We start from the raw sequence: 20,238 nt of genomic DNA, 5'->3' as shown, positions 1-20,238 counted from the left end.
TTTCACTCCCAGCCTGTAGCGCCTAGAAGTATGCCGGATGCGTTAGACGTCATGACGGGCAGCAGATCTGGAATACCCGGGATCGAGATTTCCGGCGGCACTTCGAGCCGACACGTCTCCCAGCGTCCATAAATTCCTCGGCGAGCAGGCACGTGTTCAGCCACCCATCCTCGCGGGACCGTCACGATCGCAGCAGGTTCAAGCGCAGGAGTGAGCCGTACCGCTACTAGCAGCCAGGTCGAGTCGCGGCACATAGTCTCGAATTCGTTCCTCGAAAGGTACACGGTCAGGCGACCACGCCGCACAGTGGATTTTACCTCGATATGAACCGACAAATCACGGCCGCGCACTGAAATGTCATACCCGTAACCGTCAGAAATCGCGGCCACATGCTCGACCCTAGCTTTCACTCCTGCGGAGAGCAATTCAACGAGCGCCACCTCACCCGCCGTTCCCACTCTTTCGCGCTCTGCGGTATTAACCTTGCCCCACGCAGCACGGACGTGCGCGAATGCTTCGTCCACCTGCAAACCCAGTAACTCTGCGGCACGTAGGGCGTCTTCAGGAATTTCATCCGGCTCACGAACCAGCACATCGGCATCTGAAAACCACCCGGCTGCCTGGGTGATGGCACAGTTGAAAACACGATGTGAAGCAGATACTGCACAGTTCAGATCGCTCAGCAGGCCCGCATTGGTGAGCCAAGTGTATGCGGACTCGTACTGCGTCGGAGTGATGTCACTGAAATCGCTGTGGGTTGTAAATAGGGCCCTGCATCGTGCAGTACCGGAAAGGGGGAGCCTCTCCAGCCAGCGAACCGCAGCGCGCAGGACCGGGTCAGGAGGAACGGACACGAAGATGCCCCATCAGCGCCCGCAGATCCCTGTGATCGAGGCCGTCGCCGATGGCAGGCTCTTCGTCTAGGTCCGCCAGTTCCTGGACGGCCGGGTCATCGAGGATCTTACCCATGAACTGGAGTTTCTCCCTCAAACGCTGGTCCACGATCTCGTCGATAGTGCCTTCCGAAGCAAGGACAGTCACCCGCGTCTCCGCTTCGGGTGCCAGGCCCAGACGATGGATGCGGTCAAGGCTTTGCAAATAGCGTCCAGCTGCGAAGTCTCGGTCCACGTAAACTGCGTCATGGCACTGATGATGCAAACTGATGCCCTCCCCCAATGTAGCTGGATTAGACAGCAGAACCATGCAATCAGAGTCGCTTCGGAACCGCTCGATTTCTGCCTCCCGGACCTCAGTCCCCCCGTGGACGAGCGCAGGAGAAAATTCGCCAAGCATCCGATACAACGTGTTCAGGCTCCGAATGAACGTTGACCAGACGAGCGTTTTACGCCCTTGGGCAGCGTTCCTCGCAACGATTGCTAGGACTTCGCGAAATTTTGGCGACATCTCATAGCTTGGCAAGTCCTGCATCAGTTCATAAAGGGGAGTTCCCTGTGGAATGGCAAGCGGGGGCACCCGGTAAGCCAGAGGCTCATGCCGTGTCGCCCCTACCGACAGCAACGCCGGGCTAGTCGCAGCCATAAGCATGTAGACGACAATTTTCCCAAGCGCCTCAAAGTTTCCCTCAGAACCCGCCGCCCTGGCAGAGAATCGCCCAAGAAGCGCCTCGTAAACCTCTTGGTGCAAGGGAGGCATCGGGACCGAAGTCAACTTCGTGGTCACAGGGGGCAGTCCGAGCTCACCCTTGGTGGTGCGGGTAAACAGGGGCTTGAGCACCTTGCTGGCCTTCTGGAGATCTCCTCCGGCTACGGCCTGGGTGACACTCTGCCGACCATACCCAGGCCAAACAAAGCCGAATAGGTTTTCCAGGTCCCTGACGCCGTTCGGAGCCGGCGTGCCCGTGAGGATCAACCTATGCCGGGCACGCGGCCCTAGTGCAAGGCAAGCAGCACCATAAGTTCCGTCAGCTCCGAGCTTCATCCGGTGCGCTTCATCCAGCAGCAGCAGCGACGGGCGCGCCGACAACCAGCGTCCGAGCTGGTTCGCAGCTCCGTCCAGCCTCTCATAGTTCACGATAAGTGAGTCGACGGCAGGGGGAACGTCGCGAGCGAAAACATCCATACGCAAAGGATCGGCGAAACACTCTTGGTTCTCGAAATGCCAAGATTCATAGCATGACTTCGGCCCGACGATCAGGAGCCTCTCGACACCATGATTCCGCCTCAAGGCTTCGAAAACTGCGAGCCCCACGCGTGTCTTACCCGCGCCGGGAACCGAGAAGTTGGCACCGTGGCGTAGAGATAGGAGTTTTGCAATATCTCTTCGCTGAAAGTCCGTCAAATCTGCCTTCCAGCCAGCGCCAAGCAACCCGGCGACCTGCTCCGCCGCCACCTCACCTGCGCCACCACCTGCCCGGTCTAGCCTCTCGGCAACGACCCGTGCATCCATTGCGGAATCGGTTGCCAACGAGGCAAGTTGAGGGTCCCACCACACGTTCTCAGGTTCAGGCCAGGTCGCCAGCGCAACGAGATTTGTCAGAAGGTCATCGATTTCGATCTCCAGTGTCCCGGGGGAGCGCTGGATACCGCTACGGAAACGGAGGGCGAGGCGCCGCAAGGCTTGCTCGTACCCGCTGCCAGCCCTTAGCCGTGCTTTTGCCACACCGTCACCGAAGGCGACCTCCAGGCTCGGTGCGGCTTCCGCTGGAGACATCTCAGTTCTCCCGTGTGGCATCGAGCAGCCAGGCGACGCCGTTGCCCGGTGAGCTGAAAGTACGGCCTGCTTGCCTGGCCAGTCGAGCGAGGCTGGCACGCAAGGTAAGCAACGCGTCGTCGAGGGCATCCTCATCAAGAGCGCGCCTTGCCTTCGCTTCAGCGAATTCCGCAGCACACTGGTTCACATACTCGGCGGCGTCCGTCAGGCGCTCGGAAACCGCAACCTGCCGCTTCTGCAGTTCGGCATTTCTTCCGGCCATCTTCACTGCTGTGTCGAACGTTTCCCGTGCCGTCTTGAGCAGCCCATCTGCCTGAGCGATCGCGTCGGCTTCCAGCTTTTCGCCAGCTTGAGCGACGGCCTTTGCTTGCAGCAGGGAGTCGGTCAGAGCGCGAGTAACCATCACGGCAGCTGTAGCATCCTGGACTGCGACCCCGGGAAGCCCGGGAATCGACACGGCAGTTGGCACTTGAGCTACCGGCTTCAGCTCGGCCGGCAACCGCTTCTCCAGGTATCGGCTGTGGAAGTCGGCCTCTGCTAGACGCACGGACGTCTTCGAGTAGTTGAGTACCACCATGGCCAACCGGGACTCCTTGAGTAGCTCAGCAGCGTCCGGGTCAGTTCTGGCCAGCTTGGTGTAGTCACGGTGGAGCTCGCGCAGCTTCTCTTGGTGGTCCTCGAAGTCCACCAACCGCAGCCCTACATCGTTAGTACCGCTACGGTCGATGGCCTCGTTGATCAGCTGGTACACCCAGCGATCCTGCCGTAGCGTTGCGGTCTTGATGTTGAAGGCGCGTGCGACGTCCTCTTCCCTCATGCCGGCTGCGAGCTGGTCTTCGACGGCGATCAGTCGGTTGATGTACGAGTACTCGCGACGCTTGTCTCGTCGCAACTGAAGAGCCAGCTCAACGCTGTTGATGTCGCTGCGAGAGGTGTCTGCGGGCAGGACCGCCACCCGGATGTTCTTAACCCCAAGGTCCCTGAGTGCAGCACACCGGGTGTTCCCGTCGACCAAGATGCCGCGGGGGCTGATGATCCCCGGGTCCCTTTGCCCCGAGTCATCGAGCTCCTCTTGGAGGGCGGCGTAGTCCGGATCGACCTGGTCAGGGTTCGAAGGCTTGCAGCGCAGCAGGTCGCGCAGGTACTCCTGGGCCACCTCGCTCCAAGGCTCCTGCTCCAGAGTTCGGTTTCGCGCTGGATCCAACGTCCGCTGAGCCCGGATGCGGTGGGTGTCCGGGTTGAAGTACAGCATGTCTACCGGCATCGAGATCACGTGGAGGTGCTTCTGCTCGCCACGCCAGTCGACAGTGATCTTGGCGCCGTTATCCGCCATGGCTTGTTTCAATCGCTCCTCTACAAGGGAGCGAATCTTCTCACCCTCAGGCGGGACACCGAAATTCACAGCCATAACCCCTCAAGAAATGGTCGCAACTTGCTCTGCTTCCATCATGACAGGAGCTACTGACAACAGGTCAGGGGATGTTCCACAATCAGGCACGCGCACCTGGAGATCGGAGCCCGAAGTGTCCATCCCTGTCTGGAACGACCCGAAGATCAAAGCCGGAACCATGATCCGGGCGGCCCTCTGGCTGATCCAGGAGGTGGGCGAGGGCGGCACCTTCACGAAGGAGCGCCTACGCGACGCCTTCCCCGGAGTCTCCCAGGCTGATCGCCGTCTGCGAGACCTACGTGCCTACTCGTGGCAGATCCTGACGAACACCGAAGACGCGACGTTGCAGGCTGAAGACCAGCGCTTCATTAAGGCGGGGGTTCCAGTTTGGGATCCCGTAGCCCGCCGCACTGCGGCACCGCAGAAGGCGGTGTCCGCCAAGGAAACACAGGCTGTCCTCGCACGGGATGACTACATGTGCACCGTTTGCGGCATCTCCGCCAGCGAGCCGTACTTCGACGACTCAAACCAGACCGGCGTCCTCTCCGTCACCCGTCGGGAAACAGTGCTGCCCGACGGGGCCACAGAGACTCTGTTGGTAACAGAGTGCAAACGCTGCCGCGCTGGCCTCGGCGGCAGCCCTTCCCGTGCCGATGAGGTCCTCCAGAGCATCGAAGACCTCACACCGGACGACCGGCGCCGACTGACTCGTTGGATGGAACGTGGCCGCCGAGGTACCACGGCGTTGGATCGGGCGTGGACGGGGTACCGGCGCCTTCCAGGGGATGCCCAGGATGAAGTGCGCGCTGCCCTGGAAGGTTGACCTCTTCAGCCCTTACGCACCAGGCAAGAGCCCAGGCTGTTCTTGGGGAGAGCAGAGGCCACAGATGGCAGGCGGACTGTGTGGGGCCCTTTAGACTTCACAGTCCTGCCTGCTCGTCACGCCGCGGCCCCGCCTCTTGCCACCTGCGGCTATGGTGCAACCGGGTGTTGCCCGTGTGGTCGCGGATGTCTGTACAGCCAATGCGGAGACACTGCAGCTTTGCTTATTCGTGCGCTGGCCTGTCTGGCGCGTCTGGAAGGGGATCACGTGTCGACAGCGAAGCGCGAGGAGCGACTCGAAGCCGTCGAGATCTGCGCAGGCGCTGGAGGGCAATCCCTCGGACTTGAGCGAGCAGGTTTCACACACAAGCTGGCAATCGAACTCGACGCTAATGCCGCGGCGACTCTGAGGCACAATCTCCCGAATGGCAATCAAGTCGTCCGGGTTGGAGATGTCGCCGATCCGAGCACATGGGACCCTGCCGAGTTCAAGGGAATTGATCTCCTGGCTGGTGGCGTACCTTGCCCGCCTTTTAGCTTCGCGGGGAAGCAACTAGGGGCGAATGATGAGCGAGACCTGTTCGCTTGGGCAATTAACAGTGTCGCAGTAGTCAAGCCTCGGGCTCTCATGCTGGAGAACGTCCGAGGGCTCAGCGCCAACCGGTTTTCCGCCTACCGACAGCACGTGCTCGACACCTTGCACGAATACGGCTATATCGCCGAATGGAAACTGCTGCATGCTTCGGACTTCGGCGTGCCGCAACTGCGGCCCCGATTCGTTCTCATCGCCCTGCAACCTGAGTATGCCGAGTACTTCACCTGGCCTGAGCCCAGCCAAGAAAAGGCACCCACCGTCGGCGAAGCGCTGGCGGACCTCATGGGGGAGGGCGGCTGGGGCGAGGCAGAGGTCGAGAAATGGGTAGCGAAGGCCAATAGCATCGCGCCTACGATCGTTGGCGGGTCCAAGAAGCACGGCGGTGCCGACCTCGGGCCCACGCGCGCAAAGCGTGCCTGGGCTGAACTGGGCGTCGATGCAATGGGCGTTGCAAATCATGCTCCCAAGCCCGGATGGGTGCCGATCAACGGCGCCCCGGGCCCTAAGCTCACCACGCCGATGGTCGCCCGCATCCAAGGGTGGAGAGGCAAAGAGTTCGCAGACTGGGAATTCCAGGGAAAGAAAACCAGTGTGTACCGGCAGATCGGTAACGCGTTCCCTCCCCCCGTAGCCAAGGCTCTGGGCCTGGCGATCAAGAGAGCCCTCTTCAAAGAAGGGGAAAAGCGAATCCTTATCGAAACGGTCAACACCGTACAAGATCCAGTATATAAGCTTCTGCGCGAGGCTAAGCGTCCGATGACTGTGGAACAGATCATCGTTGTACTCGCCAAGGCGGGGGTCACCATGGACCAACCTGAAGTCGAGCGCCATTTGAATCACATCAGTCACGATTTCGAGCTGAACATGACGGAACGCAAGACGGGCGGGACGACGTACGGTCTCGGCGAGTTCAAGGCGTTCATTGGGCAGGACGACCACCAACGTCATGACCTGTTCTCCCAGCACCGCACAAGAATCAGCTGATTTAGCAAGGACGGGGATCGCCCTGCCGACGCTCCCTCCCCGGCCCGCCGCCAAGCCACCGGACCCCCCGAGCTAGCCTCAAAGGAAACCGCATTCCAGGAGGCAGACCATGGCAAAGGTGCCCGCAACGTTGATCGCGGCCGGTGGGCTCGTCGGGGGGTATGGGGTGGCCCGGTGGACCAAGAAGCGGCCGCTTGGCGGGGTGGCGCTGGCCGGGGCCGGGGCGCTGGCGGCTCGGCAGTGGCAGCAGGCGGCCGGGACGAAGGCGGCCGTCGGGCTGACCGCCGCGTACGTCGCCGCGTTCGCCGGGTCGCACCCGCTGGCCAAGAAGGTCGGCGCCTGGCCCTCCGTGTTCGGGGTGGCCGGGGCCGTCGCCCTCGCGTCCTGGGCCGTCACGCGCACCTCGGGTGAGGAGTAGTCCCACCCCGCGGAAAAGAAGGTTCGGGGGGCGTGAACGCGCGGCGCCCCACGCCCGTACTTAGGGGCAACTCCCCCTGGTGGTCGGGTGCATGGCCTTACGTTCGGCAGGGACAGGCAGAAGCCGGCCGTTCTCGGTTGTGCACCCGGCGGGAGGGGGCCGTCGAGCCGCGGCACGCGCGTCGGCCAAGCCCCGGCGCCCAAGCCCGGGCCCGGGCCCGGGCCCGGGCCCGGGCCCGTCACAGCGTCCCCGGATCGATCGCCGCCCCCACCGCCCGGTACCCCGCATCGCTCGGGTGCAGGTGGTCCCCCGAGTCGTACGGGGGCGACAGCTCGCGCGGGGAGTCGGGGGCTCTCAAGGTGCGGTCCATGTCGATGACGCCCTCGTAGACCCCGCCCCTCCGGATCGCCGCGTTCACCGTTTCCCGTACCGCCTCGACCTCCGCCGTGCAGGCGCGCAGGCCGCCGCACGGCGCAAGGGTGGTGCCCAGGACTCGTACGCCCCGCGCGTGGCCGCGCCGCACCAGGTCCCGCATGCCGGCGAGCAGCGCGTCCGCGTTGCGTTCGCCGTCGCTGAGCAGGTCGTTGATGCCCAGCTCGACGATGACCGTCCGCACCCCTGCCCGGCCCAGCGCGTCCCGCTGGAAGCGGTCCAGGCCGCTCGGGCCGCTGCGCCCTGTGAGCAGGCCGTTTCCGCCGATTCCGGCGTTCAGGACGGCCCGTGGCGCACCGGCCGCCCGCTCCCGCAGGTTCCTCAGGCGTTCGGCCAGCACATCCGTCCAGCGACGGTCCGCGCCCGGCGTGGAGCCGACCCCCTCCGTGATCGAGTCGCCGAGCACCACGACGCTGCCGTCCGCCGACTCCGGGCCTTGTACGTCCAGCGCGGTCACGTACCGCCAGGCGCCTGTCGTGCCCGCGAACGCCCCAGGATCGGCGGCGCGGTCCGTCTCGCCCGGTACCGCGTACGAGGTCCCCAGCGCCTGAGGGTGCCAGGTGACGGGGCCGGCCGCGTACACGGATACGTACAGGTCGGCCGCTGCCGGTACCTCGAACGTCAGCGGGTCGCTCACGGCCTGCCCGCCCGGCGGTACGGAGATCCTCGCGCGGCCGTGGAAGGTCAGCGTCCGCATGGTCCGGGCCGGGGCGGCCGCGGTCGCGAGGGTGGCGTGGCGCAGGTCGAGCGGGGCCGTTCCGAACAGGTTCGAGACGGTGATGCGGGCCCGGCTGCCGCCCATCGTGGTGTGCACGACATTGCGTACGGTCCGCGCCGCGCCGCCCCCCGGCTCGGCCTCGACGGGGGCGGAGTACCAGGTTCCGGCCCAGCCATCACCCCCTGTTCCCGGGTCCGGGCCCGCCTCCGGGCCCGCCTCCGGGCCCGCCTCCGGGCTCGGGCCGGCTCCAGGGTCCGCGCCCGCCACGGAATCGAAGCCCCTCCCCATGCTCCCGCCCACCCCCACGCCCGCCGCCGCCTCCGCCCCGCTCGGCACGACCACCGCACACAGGACGGCGACAACCAGCACCGTCACCGCCGCGAGCCAGGCCGGACGAGTCCGCGTGGACATGATCCGAATGTACGGAGCCACGGCCAGTCCGGCCACGCGAACGGGTGACGGGACGCCTGTACGGGAACTGAACATGCGGCCCACGAGTACTTCCTGTAGAGGTCGGTGGAGGTGAGCGGAGGGCCGCCACAGGCACAGGGGCCGTACGGAGGTCGTACGGAGGTCGTACGGAGGCCGCACAGGGCCACCGGCCGAATCCGGCCTCGTGGACGTGAATGATCGGGGCGCGGGTACCCGCGGACAGGTGGAGCGAATGGATCGGGAACGGGAACGTACGAGAACGGGGCCCGGGGCCGAGAACGCCGGGAACGCCGAGAACGCCGAGAACGCCGGAGATTCCGGGGCCGACGGGAACGCCGCGGTGATGGCCGCGGCGGGCACCGCCGCGCGCACGCCCCGCGCGGCCTCCTCGTCCCCCTTCGCCTATACGGCGGCGGACGAGGAGAAGCGCCGGGGCGTGCGCCGGATGAAGGCCACCGCGACCGGGCTGCTGCTCCTGGTCGCGGTGATCTTCGGGCTCGCCACCTGGGCGGACCGGTCGGGCGCGGGCGCCTGGGCCGGGTACGTGGCGGCGGCGGCCGAGGCCGGCATGGTGGGCGCCCTCGCCGACTGGTTCGCGGTGACCGCGCTGTTCCGCCGCCCGCTGGGCCTGCCCATCCCGCACACGGCGATCATCCAGAACAAGAAGGACCAGTTCGGGGCCTCGCTCGGCACCTTCGTGGGCGAGAACTTCCTGTCCGCCGCCGTGGTGCGCACGCGCCTTCAAGCGCTCGGCATCGGCCGCCGCCTCGGCACCTGGCTCGCCGAGCCCGATCACGCCGAGCGCGTCACGTCGGAGCTGGCCACAGCACTGCGCGGGGCGCTCACAGTGCTGCGGGACTCCGACGTCCAGGCCGTGGTCGGCGAGGCCATCACGCGCCGGGCGGACGCGGCGGAGATCGCGCCGGGCGTCGGCAAGGCCCTGGAGCGGATCGTCGCCGACGGCAGCCACCGCAGGGCCGTGGACCTGGTGTGCGTCCGGGCCCACGACTGGCTGGTCACGCACGGGGACTCGGTGATGGACGCGGTGCAGGGCGGCGCCCCCGGCTGGACCCCCCGGTTCGTGGACCGCAAGGTCGGCGAGCGGGTCTACCGGGAGCTGCTGCGCTTCGTGACCGAGATGCGGGACATGCCGGCCCACCCGGCACGCGGCGCCCTGGACCGGTTCCTGGCGGATTTCGCGGCGGACCTCCAGTCCGACTCCGAGACCCGGACCAGGGTGGAGCGCTTCAAGTCGGAGATACTGGCCCGCCCCGAGGTCCAGGACATCATCGCCTCGGCCTGGTCCTCCGTACGGTCAATGATCATCGCGGCGGCGGAGGACGACCACAGCGAGCTGCGGCTGCGCGCCCGGGCGTCCCTGCTCTCGCTCGGCACCCGGCTGTCCACCGACCCCCGTCTCCAGTCCAAGATCGACGGCTGGCTGGAGGACGCGGCGGCATACGTGGTGTCGACGTACCGCGCCGAGATCACCTCTCTGATCACGGACACCGTGGCGTCGTGGGACGCGAACGACACCTCCCGCAAGATCGAGGCGAACATCGGCCGCGACCTCCAGTTCATCCGCATCAACGGCACGGTGGTGGGTGCGCTGGCCGGTCTCGTGATCTATACGGTGTCGCATGCGCTGGGCGGGTAGACCCGGCTCAGCCCCGGTTGGCCCGGCTCAGCCAATTCGGCCCAACTCAACCCCGGTTGACCCACCTCAAACCCGGTTGACCCGCCTCAGCCCCGGTCGGCCCGGCCCCGGTCGGCCCGGCCCAACCCCGACAGACCCGGCCCGACCCATTCGGCCCCGCTCAGCCGGGTCGGCCCGGCCCCGCCCAGTGACCCGGCTCCGCCCCATGAGGACCCGGCTCAGCCCAGTTCCTTGCGTTCCCGCTTCTCCAGCGTCTCCCGCTGCTTCTCCGACCGCAGCCGCTCCTTCTGCGCCTTGCGCAGCTTGCGTTCGACGCCGATGCCGCCCATCAGGGCGTACGCGACGATCGTGACATCGGGGGAGCCGGGGGTGCCGTCGCCCATGGCCTTGCTGCCGTCGACGGCGCCCATGAAGCCGAAGCCCTTGACCCGGACGGTCAGTTCGGGCGGTACGGTCACGCCGATGCCGCCCATGACCGTGAAGAGCCGCAGCACCGTGTCGCGATCCTCGAAGCGGGCCTCGCGCAGGTCGATGTCGCCGCCGCCCCACATGGCGAACGCGGTGAACCTGCGCGCCACCGTCCACGTCCCCTTGCGCGAGAACCCGCTCCAGAAGGCCAACCCGCCCTTGGAGGTGGGTGAATGGCCGATGCGGGAGGGCCAGTGGACCTCGGATTCGTCCTCGGTGCGGCGCACGGCGGAGGCCGCCGGGCCCACCGCGACCACCGAGCCCGGCGCCGGAAGGTCACGGACCAGCGGCTCCAACTCCCCATGTGTGCGCGCCTTGTAGGCCGCCTCCAGGCGCTGCTCGAACTCCTCCATGTCGAGACGCCCTTCGGCCACCGCGTCCCTCAGCGACTCGGCGACCCGCTCCCGCTCGGCGTCCGAGGCACGCATCTCCGGTGGCCCGCCCGTTGGTTCACTCGTCATGGTGCGCAGACTAGTGAACCCGTGGGCCCTCGTACATGCGCGCGATCACTGCCTCGATGTCCGGCTCCCGCACCGACAGGTCCACCAGCGGGTACTCCGCCGCGATGTGCGCGACCAGCGGCGCCGCCGACGCCGACGCGGGGAAGGCGAGCCACTGGCGCGGGCCCTCGACCTTGACCACCCGGGCGCCCTCGGCCCGTACCGGCGGGAGTTCGCGCTCCAGGTCGACGACCAGGGTGCGTTCGCTCTCACCCGCCTCGTGCAGCCCGGTGAGCGCGCCGTCGTACATCAGACGACCGTGGTCGATGACCATCACCCGCCGGCAGAGCTGCTCGATGTCGGTCAGGTCGTGCGTGGTGAGCAGGATCGTGGTGGCGCGCTCGGCGTTCAGGTCGCGCAGGAACTGGCGGACCTTGGCCTTGCTGACGACGTCGAGGCCGATCGTCGGCTCGTCGAGGTACAGCACGTCCGGGTCGTGCAGCAGTGCCGCCGCGATGTCGCCGCGCATCCGCTGGCCGAGCGAAAGCTGGCGGACCGGTACGTCCAACAGGCTTGCCAGATCGAGGAGTTCGACGCACCGGTCGAGGTTCTCGCGGAAGCGGGCGTCGGGAATGCGGTACATGCGGTGGGCCAGGCGGTAGGAGTCGTACAGCGGCAGGTCCCACCAGAGCGTGGTGCGTTGACCGAAGACGACGCCGATGCGCTGTGCCATTCTCGTACGCTCGCGGGACGGGTCGAGGCCGGCGACGCGCAGGCGCCCGGCGCTCGGGGTGAGGATGCCCGTCAGCATCTTGATGGTGGTGGACTTTCCGGCGCCGTTCGGCCCGATGTAGCCCACCATCTCGCCGCGCGGCACCCGGAAGCTGATCCCGTCCACCGCCCTGACCTGCCGCTTCTCGCGCCGCCAGCGGCCTGTCTTGCGACGCACGTCGAACACCTTCTCGACGCCGTCGAGCTCGACGATGTCTGTCATTACGTCAACTCCCTTCGATCAGAGGTGAGTTCGCTTCCTACGGGCCGATCCTGGCCCGGCTCCCGCCCAGCTCCCCCGTCGGCCCACCTCAACTCCCCGTGCTGCGGTACGCCCTGACGCCCACCCGCCATGCCATGCCCGCCAGGGTCAGGCACAGCGCCGCGACCACGGGGGGCGCGAAGGCGAGCCAGGTCGGCAGGGCCAGCGGGTAGGGGCGGCCCATGATGTAGAGCGCGGGCAGCCAGTTCACGAAGGCCAGCGGGAAAACGTAGGTGACACCGCGCACCATGTCCTTGGCGAACACCGTCGGCGGGTACTGGAGCAGCGTCTGGCCGCCGTACGTGAACGCGCTCTGCACCTCGGCCGCGTCCTGCGCCCAGAACTGGAAGGCCGCGCCCGCCACGAACACCGCGCAGAAGATCGCGGTACCGCTGAGCAGCATCATGGGCACGAGCAGCGCCTTGAGCACCGTCCAGTGCACGTCCAGGGCGAGCAGCGAGCCGCCGAGGACCAGGAGGCCTTGCAGCAGGCGGCCGAGCCGCTGGAGGCCGAAGCGGTCGGCGGCGACCTGGGCGAGGACCGGTGCCGGGCGCACCAGGAGGGTGTCGAGCGTGCCGTCCCGGACCCGCGCCCCGAGCTTGTCGATGGAGCCGAGCAGCGCGTTCGCGAGGCCGAACGCCGTCGTCGACGTCCCGTACAGGAAGGCCACTTCGGCGAAGGAGTAGCCGCCGAGCGAGCGGACCTGCGAGAACATCAGGGCGATCACCACGAAGTCGAACGCCGTCACCAGGAAGTTGCCGACCAGCATCATCGCGAAGGACGCCCGATAGGCGAGTGTGGAGCGGATCCACATTCCGGCGATCATTCTGTACGTGGCCCACATACCCGGTGCGGGAAGGCGTTCGCGCACCCCGGCCGCCCCGGGCATCCCCGCCCCCTCGCCCCTCGCGTCAGCCTTATAGTCAGCCCTCGCGTCAGCCTTCGGGTCAGCCACCCTGCACCACCACCCTCCGTACCGCCGCGGACTGGAGCACCCGGCCCGCGCCGAGCAGCAGCGCCGCCCAGCCGAGCTGGAACCCGTAGGCGCCGAGCAGGCCCGTGCCGTGGTGGCGGCCCATCAGGACGTCGGCCGGGATCTGGAGCAGACAGGACCAGGGCAGCGCCCGGGCCACCTCGCCGAGCAGGCCGGGGAAGGCGTTGAGCGGCAGCAGCATCCCGGAGAAGAACAGGCCCGCGATGGAGACGAGCGAGGAGACGCCGGCCCCGTCGAGCAGCCAGAACGCCGCGAGGGCCACCAGGAACCGGAGCGCGAAGCTCACCACCACGCCGAGCAGCACCGCGAGCAGGAAGGCGAGCCAGGTCCCCGGGGCCGTGGGCAGCGCGAGGTCGAAGAACAGCGCGCCGAAGGCGAGCGGGACCACTCCGCGCCCCAGGAAGTGGAACAGGGCCCGGCCCAGATCGGCCGACAGCCACCACAGCTGGAGGTCGGCGGGGCGGTAGAGGTCGATCGCGATGTCACCCGTACGGATGCGTTCCACGAGTTCGTCCGCGAAGCCCCCGCCGAACATGTTGACCGTCATCAGCATGGCCTGGCTGACCCACACATAGGTGAGCGCCTGGGACTGGTCGTAGCCACCGAGGTTGGGGCGCTGGTCCCACAGGGCTATATAGGTGTACGCCACGATCACACCGAAGACGGTGTTGGTGAACACCCCGGCCGCGGTGGCGACCCGGTACGTCGTATAGCGCCGGAACCCACCCGCGGCCACGACCCCGTACAGCCGCACTAACGCCCCCTCTCCCGTCATGGACACCAAAGCGCGGGAGCCTAGCCCAGCCCCCCGGCCCTTCGCGACGGAATTTCCGCGGTTGGACATGCAAGATGTCCTTACGGTGCGAATCGTCCGAATTGGTCGATTCTTATCGACAACCAGCCCGTACCTCACCCCGCACGCGACCGAGACGCAAGGGCCGGAGAGAGCCGGAGAGACATGAGCGACGACGAGCAGCCGGAGCCACCGCACCCCGGACCCGGACCCAAGGCGCCACGGAAGTGGACGCCCCGCGACCTCGGCGCCACCGGATCCACCCCGCCGGGCCGCGACGCCGCAGCCGAGGGGCCCGGCGGCCCGGCCGACCCCAGCGCGCCCACAGGCCCGCCCGGCGCCGCCGCCGACACCACCGGTGCGAGCGCGGGCACCGGCACCCCCGCCGGCCCGGGCAAGCGGCCCGGGCGCACCGGCTGGCGCCGGTTCGTCCCCCGCTGGCGGGTCGTCCTCGGCATCGTCCTGCTCTTCGCGCTGCTGCTCATCGGCGGCTTCATCGCCGGCTACACGCTCGTGTCGATCCCCGCCGCCAACGCCGGGGCCACCGCCCAGTCCAACGTCTTCCTGTACGCCGACGGCACCCAGCTCGCCTCGGACGGCGAGGTCAACCGCGAGAACGTCCAGCTCGCGCAGGTCCCGCTGACCGTCCAGCACGCCGTACTGGCCGCCGAGGACCGGGACTTCTACTCCGAGCGCGCCGTCGACCCCAAGGCGATGGTCCGCGCGGCCTGGAACACCCTCACCGGCAAGGGCACCCAGGGCGGCTCCACCATCACCCAGCAGTACGTCAAGAACTATTACCTCGGCCAGGAACAGACCGTCACCCGCAAGGTGAAGGAGTTCTTCATCGCGATCAAGCTCAATCGCGAGGAGACCAAGGAGGACATCCTCGCCGGGTATCTGAACACCAGCTACTTCGGCCGCAACGCGTACGGCATCCAGGCCGCGTCCCAGGCGTACTACAGCAAGGACGTCGAGAAGCTCACCACCGGCGAGGGCGCCTACCTCGCCTCCCTGCTCAACTCCCCCAGCGCGTACGACGTCATCGCCCATCCGCAGAACAAGCCCCGGGCGCTGGCCCGTTGGAACTACGTGCTCGACGGCATGGTCAAGAAGAAGTGGCTCGGCGCCTCCGAACGGGCCGCGACCACCTTCCCGGTGCCCGGAAAGGTCAAGCCGCGGGCGGGCCTGGCCGGCCAGCGCGGCTACCTCGTCGAGGCCGTCAAGGACTACCTCACCGGCAACAAGATCATCGACGAGAACACCCTGGCCACCGGCGGCTACCGGATCACCACCACCATCCAGAAGGACAAACAGGACGCCTTCGTCAAGGCCGTCGACGACACCGTCAACTCCAAGCTGAGCGCCGACCGCAAGGCCGACCGCAACGTACGGGTGGGCGGCGCCTCCATCGACCCGGCCAGCGGCAAGGTCCTCGCGATGTACGGGGGCATCGACTACACCAAGCAGTACGTCAACAACGCGACGCGGCGCGACTTCCAAGTGGGCTCCACCTTCAAGCCGTTCGTCTTCACCTCGGCCGTCGTCAACAACTCCAGGACCCAGGACGGCCGGCCCATCACCCCCAACACCGTCTACGACGGCACCAACAAGCGGCCCGTACAGGGCTGGGACGGCGGCAGCTACGCACCCGCCAACGAGGACGACGCCTCCTACGGGCCCATCACCGTGCGCACCGCCACCGACAAGTCCGTCAACGCCGTGTACGCACAGATGGCCGTCGACGTCGGCTCCGCCAAGGTCAAGCAGACCGCGATCGAACTCGGTCTGCCCGCCGACACCCCCGACCTGAACGCGTCCCCCTCGATCGCGCTCGGCCCGGCCACCGCGAGCGTCCTCGACATGACGCAGGCCTACGCCACGCTCGCCGGACACGGGCGCCACGGCACGTACACGATGGTCGAATCCGTCATCAAGGACGGCGAGAAGACCGAACTGCCGTCCCAGGACCCGGAACAGGCCGTCACCCGCGAGGCCGCCGACACCACGACGTCGATGCTGCAAAGCGTCGTCGACGGCGGTACGGGCACGGCCGCGCAGGCCTCGGGGCGGCCCTCCGCCGGCAAGACCGGCACCGCCGAACAGGACAAGGCCGCCTGGTTCGCGGGCTACACGCCGGACCTGGCCACGGTCGTCGCGCTGATGGGCGCCGATCCCGACACGGCCGTACAGCAGCCGCTGTACGGGGCGCTGGGCTTCCCCCGCATGAACGGCGGCGGGCCGCCCGCGCAGATCTGGGCGCAGTACACCAAGGGCGCCCTGCGGAGCAGTGAACCCAAGGACTTCGACCTGGAACTCCAGGACGGCGCGAACGTCCCCGTCGAGCCGCCGGCCCCGAACCCGTCCCAGCCCTCGACGCCGGGCCGCGACCAGGGCCAGACGCAGGGACAGAACCAGGGCCAGGACCAGGGACAGACGGGCGGCCGCAACCAGGGCCAGACGCAGGGCCAGAACCAGGGGCAGACCCAAGGCCAGAGCCAGGGGCAGAACCAGGGTGGCCTCAACCAGGGGCAGACCCAGGGGCAGACGCAGGGACAGACCGCCCAGGGCCAGAACCAAGGTCAGGACCAGGGACAGACGCAAGGCGGCGCCGACAACGGCGGCACCAACAACGGCGGTCAGACCCAGGGCCAGACGCAAGGTCAGATCCAGGGCCAGGACCAGGGCCAGACCCAGGGCGGCACCACGAACGGCGGCACCAACTCCGGCACCACCGAAGGGCCCGGCGCCACCACGAACGGACTGGCCGCACGACCCCGGGGCTCACGAAGTCCGTGAAGGACCGTTCCCGGCGGGCCGGGCGTACCGGGCCCGCCGGGCGGTTCCTTCAGTGGCCGCTCGTCGCCTTGAGGCCGACCACGGAGACGAGCAGCAGACAGACGAAGAAGATCCGGGCGGCCGTGGCCGGTTCGCCGAGCACCACCATGCCGAGCACCGCCGCACCGGCAGCGCCGATCCCCACCCACACGCCGTAAGCGGTGCCGATGGGGAGCGTCTTGGCGGCCTGCGAGAGCAGCATCATGGAAGCGACGATCCCGGCGCCCGTGAGCACACTGGGGACCAGACGGGTGAAGCCGTCGGTGTACTTCATGCCGATCGACCAGCCCACTTCGAGCAGACCGGCGACGACGAGCAGAACCCAGGCCATGAGGACCTCCGAGACGCGTGAGGAAAATACGGGGTGCGTCGTCTTGTCCTGACCCGGTACGACGCGTCTCGTCGGGGTCCCACCACGATAACAAAGGGCAGGCAAAAGGGCCGGTGACAACGGTCACCAGCCCTTGCGCGCGGCTGCGGGACGCCCCTGAAGCGCCCTGCCCGTGCCTACAAATACAGCCCCGTGGAGTCCTCCGACACCCGCTCGGAGGCCACGGCGTGCAGATCGCGCTCCCGCATCAGGACGTACGCCACGCCCCGCACCTCGACCTCGGCCCGGTCCTCGGGGTCGTACAGCACCCGGTCGCCCGGCTCCACGGTGCGGACGTTCTGGCCGACCGCGACCACCTCGGCCCAGGCCAGCCGTTTGCCGACGGCGGCGGTCGCGGGGATGAGGATGCCGCCGCCCGAACGCCGCTCGCCCTCGGGCGTATCGGACCGGACCAGCACACGGTCGTGCAGCATCCGGATGGGCAGCTTGTCGTGGGTGTTCTCGCTCACGGGGTCGAACCTACCCGCACCGGCCGCGGCCGTACGCGGAAGGGTCAGGACCGGCGCTTGCGGGCCGACAGGGCGAGCAGCCCCACCAGACCGACCGCCACGAGCGCGACCGGCACGATCCGCTCCACGCGGGGCGCGCCCTCGTCCGAAACGAACTGCGCCTTCACGTCGCTCACCGTGCGGTTCACCGCGACGTACGCGCGGCCCGCCGTGTGGTCCACGGCCGAGGCGAACCTGGCCTTCGCGTCGCCGACGATCGTGGACGGGTGCAGCCGCACCCCGATCTCGTCGAGGGTCACCGCGAGCTGGTTCCGCCGGCTCCTGATGTCCGCCTCGATCTGCGCAGGGGTCCTGGCATCCGACACTGCGCCGCCTCCGGTGGTCGTATGGGTCATCCGTCATCCACAGTCTGTCAGTTCCACCGACAATGCACTGTCACAGGCCCCCATTAGGCTCTGTCGGTGTACGCCACCCCCTCGGCCATTCCGGAGGAAACCCCATGAGCGAGCGACTTCAGCCCGGCGACACCGCCCCCGCCTTCACCCTGCCCGACGCCGACGGCAACGACATCTCGCTCGCCGCCCACAAGGGCCGCAAGGTCATCGTGTACTTCTACCCCGCCGCGCTCACGCCGGGCTGCACCAAGCAGGCCTGCGATTTCACGGACAACCTGGAGCTGCTCGCGGGCGCCGGTTACGACGTCATCGGCGTGTCCCCCGACAAGCCCGAGAAGCTGGCGAAGTTCCGCGAGAAGGAGTCCCTGAAGGTCACGCTGGTCGGCGACCCCTCCAAGGAGGTCCTGGAGGCGTACGGGGCGTACGGCGAGAAGAAGCTGTACGGCAAGACGGTGACGGGCGTCATCCGCTCGACGGTGGTGGTGGACGAGGAGGGCAAGGTGGAGCGCGCCCTGTACAACGTGAAGGCCACCGGCCATGTAGCCAAGATCATCAAGGACCTGGGCATCTGACCCACCCGGGGCCGCAGCGTGCCGCACCGTCCCCCGCCCGGCGGGGCCACCCCGTCCTGCGCGGCCCCGCCGGGCGGGGGGGCACGGGAGTTGTCCCGGGTACCGGAACGCCGATCGGCACGCGTCGGCGGTCGGCGGCGGCATGCGGTGGCATGGGCCGCCGAGGGCGGAGAGGGTGCGATACCTCTGCCCCCATTGCCGTGCGGCCACTGCTTCCTGGGGCCGCTCCCGCCGACCGGGACCACTCGTCACCTGGGCCCACCGCCCCGTACACTGACGCTGCCGTCCGGCCGCGAGAGGCTGGCGGCATGCGGCCTTGGCGGAACGGCAGACGCCTCGCGTTTAGGGCGCGATGGGAGAAATCCCGTGAGGGTTCGAATCCCTCAGGCCGCACGGATCATGGAATCGAAGGCCCGACTCATTCACTTCCCGAGCCGGGCCTTCGGTGTACCCTCCTCAGCCCAGCAGCTCCCGCACCACCGGCACCAGCGCCCTGAAGGCCTGCCCCCGGTGGCTGATCGCGTTCTTCTCGTCCGCCGTCAGCTCCGCGCACGTCCGCGTCTCCCCCTCCGGCTGGAGGATCGGGTCGTAGCCGAAGCCGCCTCGGCCCGCCGGGGCGTGGCGGAGGGTGCCGAGGAGGCGGCCCTCCACCACTCGCTCCGTGCCGTCGGGCAGGGCGAGGGCGGCGGCGCAGGCGAAGTGGGCGGCGCGGTGTTCGTCGGCGATGTCGGAGAGCTGGGCGAGCAGGAGGTCCAGATTGGCCTGGTCGTCGCCGTGGGTGCCGGACCAGCGGGCCGAGAAGATGCCGGGGGCACCGTTGAGGACGTCGACGCAGAGGCCGGAGTCGTCGGCGACGGCGGGCAGGCCGGTCGCCTGCGCCAGGGCGTGTGCCTTGAGGAGGGCGTTCTCGGCGAAGGTGACGCCGGTTTCCTTGACGTCGGGGATCTCGGGGTACGCGTCGGCGCCCACGAGCTCGTGGGGCAGCCCGGCGGCGGCCAGGATGGCGTGGAGTTCGGTGATTTTGCCGGCGTTGCGCGTGGCGAGGATCAGGCGGGTCATGCCCACCAGTATCGGGGGCCGGCGGGAGCACCCGGAGCAGGCGGTCGGGCCCGACAGGGGCGGGGGCCCGGCCGGGGGCGCGAGGGGCAGGGCGGCCAGGCCGCCAGGCCGCCAGGGGTGCCGGCGGGCAGGGCGGCCAGGCCGCCAGGCCGCTAGAGGTGCCGGCGGGCAGGGCGGCCAGGCCGCCAGGCCGCTAGGGGTGCCGGTGTCGGGGGCCGGGACGCGGGGTCAAGGCGTGCAGACCTTGCCGACTTCCTTGGCCGCGGCGGTGACGCCGCTGATGTCGGGGGTGTTGTCGCCGTTCTTGATGGCCGTGCGGACGTTGTCCACGGCCTTGCCGAGGTCGTCGACGGCCTTGGACAGGTCGGCGTCGCCGGTCCTGCTCTTCAGGGACGACAGCTCTTTGTCGATGTCGTTGAGCGCCTGGTCGGCCTGCGCGGGGTTGTCGGTGGCGTTGCCGACGGCGCGGCCGAGGTTGCCGACGCTGGTGCCGATGGCGTCCGCGGCGTTGACGCAGTCGACCGCCTTGTCGATGGCTCCGCAGCCTGCGGCGGCGGTGACGGTGACCGCCAGGGCCGCGGTGGCGAGGGCGAGCATGGTTCGGCGCATCGGTCGGGTCCTCCCCCGGGCGTTCCGGAAGCCGTTCCGGAAGGTACGGACGGGCGCACGGTTGGCCCGTACGCCCGTG

The 20,238-nt window shown here is 68.2% G+C and carries 19 protein-coding genes, 1 tRNA gene and 1 riboswitch; of the genes, 7 read left to right on the top strand and 13 right to left on the bottom strand.

What is annotated here, in order from left to right; translation table 11 throughout:
- Positions 1–2: 2 nt before the first annotated feature.
- From ACFYNP_RS29085 to ACFYNP_RS29075, 3 genes are read right to left on the bottom strand one after another with little or no spacing between them, the layout of a single operon-like run.
- The gene (locus tag ACFYNP_RS29085) at positions 3–854 is read right to left on the bottom strand and encodes a DUF3883 domain-containing protein (RefSeq protein WP_388789460.1); all 852 of its coding nucleotides are present in this window, start codon (positions 852–854) and stop codon (positions 3–5) included.
- Positions 838–2,670 carry a DEAD/DEAH box helicase gene (locus ACFYNP_RS29080; RefSeq protein ID WP_388789457.1) on the bottom strand — a complete coding sequence of 611 codons (1,833 nt, stop codon included), beginning with the start codon at positions 2,668–2,670 and terminating at the stop codon, positions 838–840. Before ACFYNP_RS29080 ends, ACFYNP_RS29085 begins: the two co-directional genes overlap by 17 nt.
- A gap of 1 nt (position 2,671) precedes the next feature.
- Positions 2,672–4,078, bottom strand: a complete 1,407-nt coding sequence (locus ACFYNP_RS29075; protein ID WP_388789454.1) for a transcriptional regulator — start codon at positions 4,076–4,078, stop codon at positions 2,672–2,674.
- A gap of 115 nt (positions 4,079–4,193) precedes the next feature.
- Between ACFYNP_RS29075 and ACFYNP_RS29070 the strand changes: the two genes are divergently transcribed.
- From ACFYNP_RS29070 to ACFYNP_RS29060, 3 genes are all read left to right on the top strand, one after another.
- Positions 4,194–4,883 (top strand): hypothetical protein, encoded by a 690-nt coding sequence (locus tag ACFYNP_RS29070; RefSeq protein WP_388789452.1) that lies wholly within the window; start codon positions 4,194–4,196, stop codon positions 4,881–4,883.
- A 267-nt stretch (positions 4,884–5,150) separates the two neighbouring features.
- A complete protein-coding gene (locus ACFYNP_RS29065; protein WP_388789450.1) occupies positions 5,151–6,461 on the top strand; it encodes a DNA cytosine methyltransferase in 1,311 nt (436 codons plus the stop codon).
- A 109-nt stretch (positions 6,462–6,570) separates the two neighbouring features.
- Positions 6,571–6,879 (top strand): hypothetical protein, encoded by a 309-nt coding sequence (locus ACFYNP_RS29060; RefSeq protein WP_388789446.1) that lies wholly within the window; start codon positions 6,571–6,573, stop codon positions 6,877–6,879.
- A 238-nt stretch (positions 6,880–7,117) separates the two neighbouring features.
- Here the strand turns inward: ACFYNP_RS29060 and ACFYNP_RS29055 are convergent, their stop codons facing one another.
- Entirely contained in the window at positions 7,118–8,440 is a 1,323-nt protein-coding gene (locus ACFYNP_RS29055; protein ID WP_388789443.1) for an SGNH/GDSL hydrolase family protein, read from the bottom strand.
- A 364-nt stretch (positions 8,441–8,804) separates the two neighbouring features.
- Here ACFYNP_RS29055 and ACFYNP_RS29050 point away from each other — a divergent pair, with 364 nt between their 5' ends.
- Positions 8,805–10,118: a DUF445 domain-containing protein gene (locus ACFYNP_RS29050; RefSeq protein WP_388789530.1), complete on the top strand. Its 1,314-nt coding sequence runs from the start codon at positions 8,805–8,807 to the stop codon at positions 10,116–10,118.
- Between the two features lie 218 nt (positions 10,119–10,336).
- On the opposite strand, the gene ACFYNP_RS29045 is transcribed toward ACFYNP_RS29050, so the two are convergent.
- From ACFYNP_RS29045 to ACFYNP_RS29030, 4 genes are all read right to left on the bottom strand, one after another.
- Positions 10,337–11,014 (bottom strand): DUF1707 domain-containing protein, encoded by a 678-nt coding sequence (locus tag ACFYNP_RS29045; RefSeq protein WP_388789528.1) that lies wholly within the window; start codon positions 11,012–11,014, stop codon positions 10,337–10,339.
- Between the two features lie 43 nt (positions 11,015–11,057).
- Positions 11,058–12,020: an ATP-binding cassette domain-containing protein gene (locus ACFYNP_RS29040; RefSeq protein ID WP_388789441.1), complete on the bottom strand. Its 963-nt coding sequence runs from the start codon at positions 12,018–12,020 to the stop codon at positions 11,058–11,060.
- A gap of 88 nt (positions 12,021–12,108) precedes the next feature.
- Positions 12,109–12,948, bottom strand: coding sequence for an ABC transporter permease (locus ACFYNP_RS29035; RefSeq protein ID WP_388789438.1), 840 nt, complete (start codon positions 12,946–12,948; stop codon positions 12,109–12,111).
- A 58-nt stretch (positions 12,949–13,006) separates the two neighbouring features.
- Positions 13,007–13,807 carry an ABC transporter permease gene (locus tag ACFYNP_RS29030; protein WP_388789435.1) on the bottom strand — a complete coding sequence of 267 codons (801 nt, stop codon included), beginning with the start codon at positions 13,805–13,807 and terminating at the stop codon, positions 13,007–13,009.
- A 204-nt stretch (positions 13,808–14,011) separates the two neighbouring features.
- Here ACFYNP_RS29030 and ACFYNP_RS29025 point away from each other — a divergent pair, with 204 nt between their 5' ends.
- Entirely contained in the window at positions 14,012–16,645 is a 2,634-nt protein-coding gene (locus ACFYNP_RS29025) for a transglycosylase domain-containing protein (protein WP_388789433.1), read from the top strand.
- Between the two features lie 49 nt (positions 16,646–16,694).
- Here the strand turns inward: ACFYNP_RS29025 and ACFYNP_RS29020 are convergent, their stop codons facing one another.
- The 3 genes from ACFYNP_RS29020 to ACFYNP_RS29010 form a co-directional block, all read right to left on the bottom strand.
- Complete coding sequence (locus ACFYNP_RS29020) at positions 16,695–17,015, bottom strand: multidrug efflux SMR transporter (RefSeq protein ID WP_100578560.1); 321 nt, start codon at positions 17,013–17,015, stop codon at positions 16,695–16,697.
- Between the two features lie 32 nt (positions 17,016–17,047).
- A riboswitch (guanidine-III (ykkC-III) riboswitch) is annotated at positions 17,048–17,118 on the bottom strand.
- 73 nt (positions 17,119–17,191) lie between these two features.
- Positions 17,192–17,524: a co-chaperone GroES gene (locus ACFYNP_RS29015; protein ID WP_100578561.1), complete on the bottom strand. Its 333-nt coding sequence runs from the start codon at positions 17,522–17,524 to the stop codon at positions 17,192–17,194.
- 44 nt (positions 17,525–17,568) lie between these two features.
- Positions 17,569–17,889, bottom strand: a complete 321-nt coding sequence (locus tag ACFYNP_RS29010) for a DUF3618 domain-containing protein (protein ID WP_388417326.1) — start codon at positions 17,887–17,889, stop codon at positions 17,569–17,571.
- A 134-nt stretch (positions 17,890–18,023) separates the two neighbouring features.
- On the opposite strand from ACFYNP_RS29010, the gene bcp reads away from it, so the two are divergent.
- Together bcp and ACFYNP_RS29000 are read left to right on the top strand one after the other, a co-directional pair.
- Positions 18,024–18,491, top strand: coding sequence for a thioredoxin-dependent thiol peroxidase (gene bcp, locus ACFYNP_RS29005; protein ID WP_388789431.1), 468 nt, complete (start codon positions 18,024–18,026; stop codon positions 18,489–18,491).
- 310 nt (positions 18,492–18,801) lie between these two features.
- Positions 18,802–18,884: transfer RNA gene (locus ACFYNP_RS29000), tRNA-Leu, on the top strand.
- A gap of 63 nt (positions 18,885–18,947) precedes the next feature.
- On the opposite strand, the gene rdgB is transcribed toward ACFYNP_RS29000, so the two are convergent.
- Entirely contained in the window at positions 18,948–19,550 is a 603-nt protein-coding gene (gene rdgB, locus ACFYNP_RS28995; RefSeq protein ID WP_388417129.1) for an RdgB/HAM1 family non-canonical purine NTP pyrophosphatase, read from the bottom strand.
- Positions 19,551–19,778: 228 nt separating this feature from the next.
- Complete coding sequence (locus ACFYNP_RS28990) at positions 19,779–20,159, bottom strand: hypothetical protein (protein WP_388789429.1); 381 nt, start codon at positions 20,157–20,159, stop codon at positions 19,779–19,781.
- Positions 20,160–20,238 lie beyond the last annotated feature (79 nt).

This window comes from Streptomyces sp. NPDC006691 (assembly GCF_042869955.1).
Classification (GTDB): Bacteria; Actinomycetota; Actinomycetes; order Streptomycetales; family Streptomycetaceae; genus Streptomyces.
Note: the sequence above shows the minus strand (reverse complement) of the source record. Positions and strands in the feature narration are given on the sequence as shown.

Excerpts from the sequence above, each read along its gene's own strand:
- ACFYNP_RS29060 (WP_388789446.1), top strand. The coding sequence starts at position 6,571 with ATGGCAAAGGTGCCCGCAACGTTGATCGCGGCCGGTGGGCTCGTCGGG.
- ACFYNP_RS29050 (WP_388789530.1), top strand. The coding sequence starts at position 8,805 with ATGGCCGCGGCGGGCACCGCCGCGCGCACGCCCCGCGCGGCCTCCTCG.
- ACFYNP_RS29020 (WP_100578560.1), bottom strand. The coding sequence starts at position 17,015 with ATGGCCTGGGTTCTGCTCGTCGTCGCCGGTCTGCTCGAAGTGGGCTGG.
- bcp (WP_388789431.1), top strand. The coding sequence starts at position 18,024 with ATGAGCGAGCGACTTCAGCCCGGCGACACCGCCCCCGCCTTCACCCTG.
- ACFYNP_RS29025 (WP_388789433.1), top strand. The coding sequence starts at position 14,012 with ATGAGCGACGACGAGCAGCCGGAGCCACCGCACCCCGGACCCGGACCC.
- ACFYNP_RS29080 (WP_388789457.1), bottom strand. The coding sequence starts at position 2,670 with ATGTCTCCAGCGGAAGCCGCACCGAGCCTGGAGGTCGCCTTCGGTGAC.
- ACFYNP_RS29055 (WP_388789443.1), bottom strand. The coding sequence starts at position 8,440 with ATGTCCACGCGGACTCGTCCGGCCTGGCTCGCGGCGGTGACGGTGCTG.
- ACFYNP_RS29075 (WP_388789454.1), bottom strand. The coding sequence starts at position 4,078 with ATGGCTGTGAATTTCGGTGTCCCGCCTGAGGGTGAGAAGATTCGCTCC.
- ACFYNP_RS28990 (WP_388789429.1), bottom strand. The coding sequence starts at position 20,159 with ATGCGCCGAACCATGCTCGCCCTCGCCACCGCGGCCCTGGCGGTCACC.
- ACFYNP_RS29040 (WP_388789441.1), bottom strand. The coding sequence starts at position 12,020 with ATGACAGACATCGTCGAGCTCGACGGCGTCGAGAAGGTGTTCGACGTG.
- rdgB (WP_388417129.1), bottom strand. The coding sequence starts at position 19,550 with ATGACCCGCCTGATCCTCGCCACGCGCAACGCCGGCAAAATCACCGAA.
- ACFYNP_RS29035 (WP_388789438.1), bottom strand. The coding sequence starts at position 12,948 with ATGCCCGGGGCGGCCGGGGTGCGCGAACGCCTTCCCGCACCGGGTATG.
- ACFYNP_RS29045 (WP_388789528.1), bottom strand. The coding sequence starts at position 11,014 with ATGCGTGCCTCGGACGCCGAGCGGGAGCGGGTCGCCGAGTCGCTGAGG.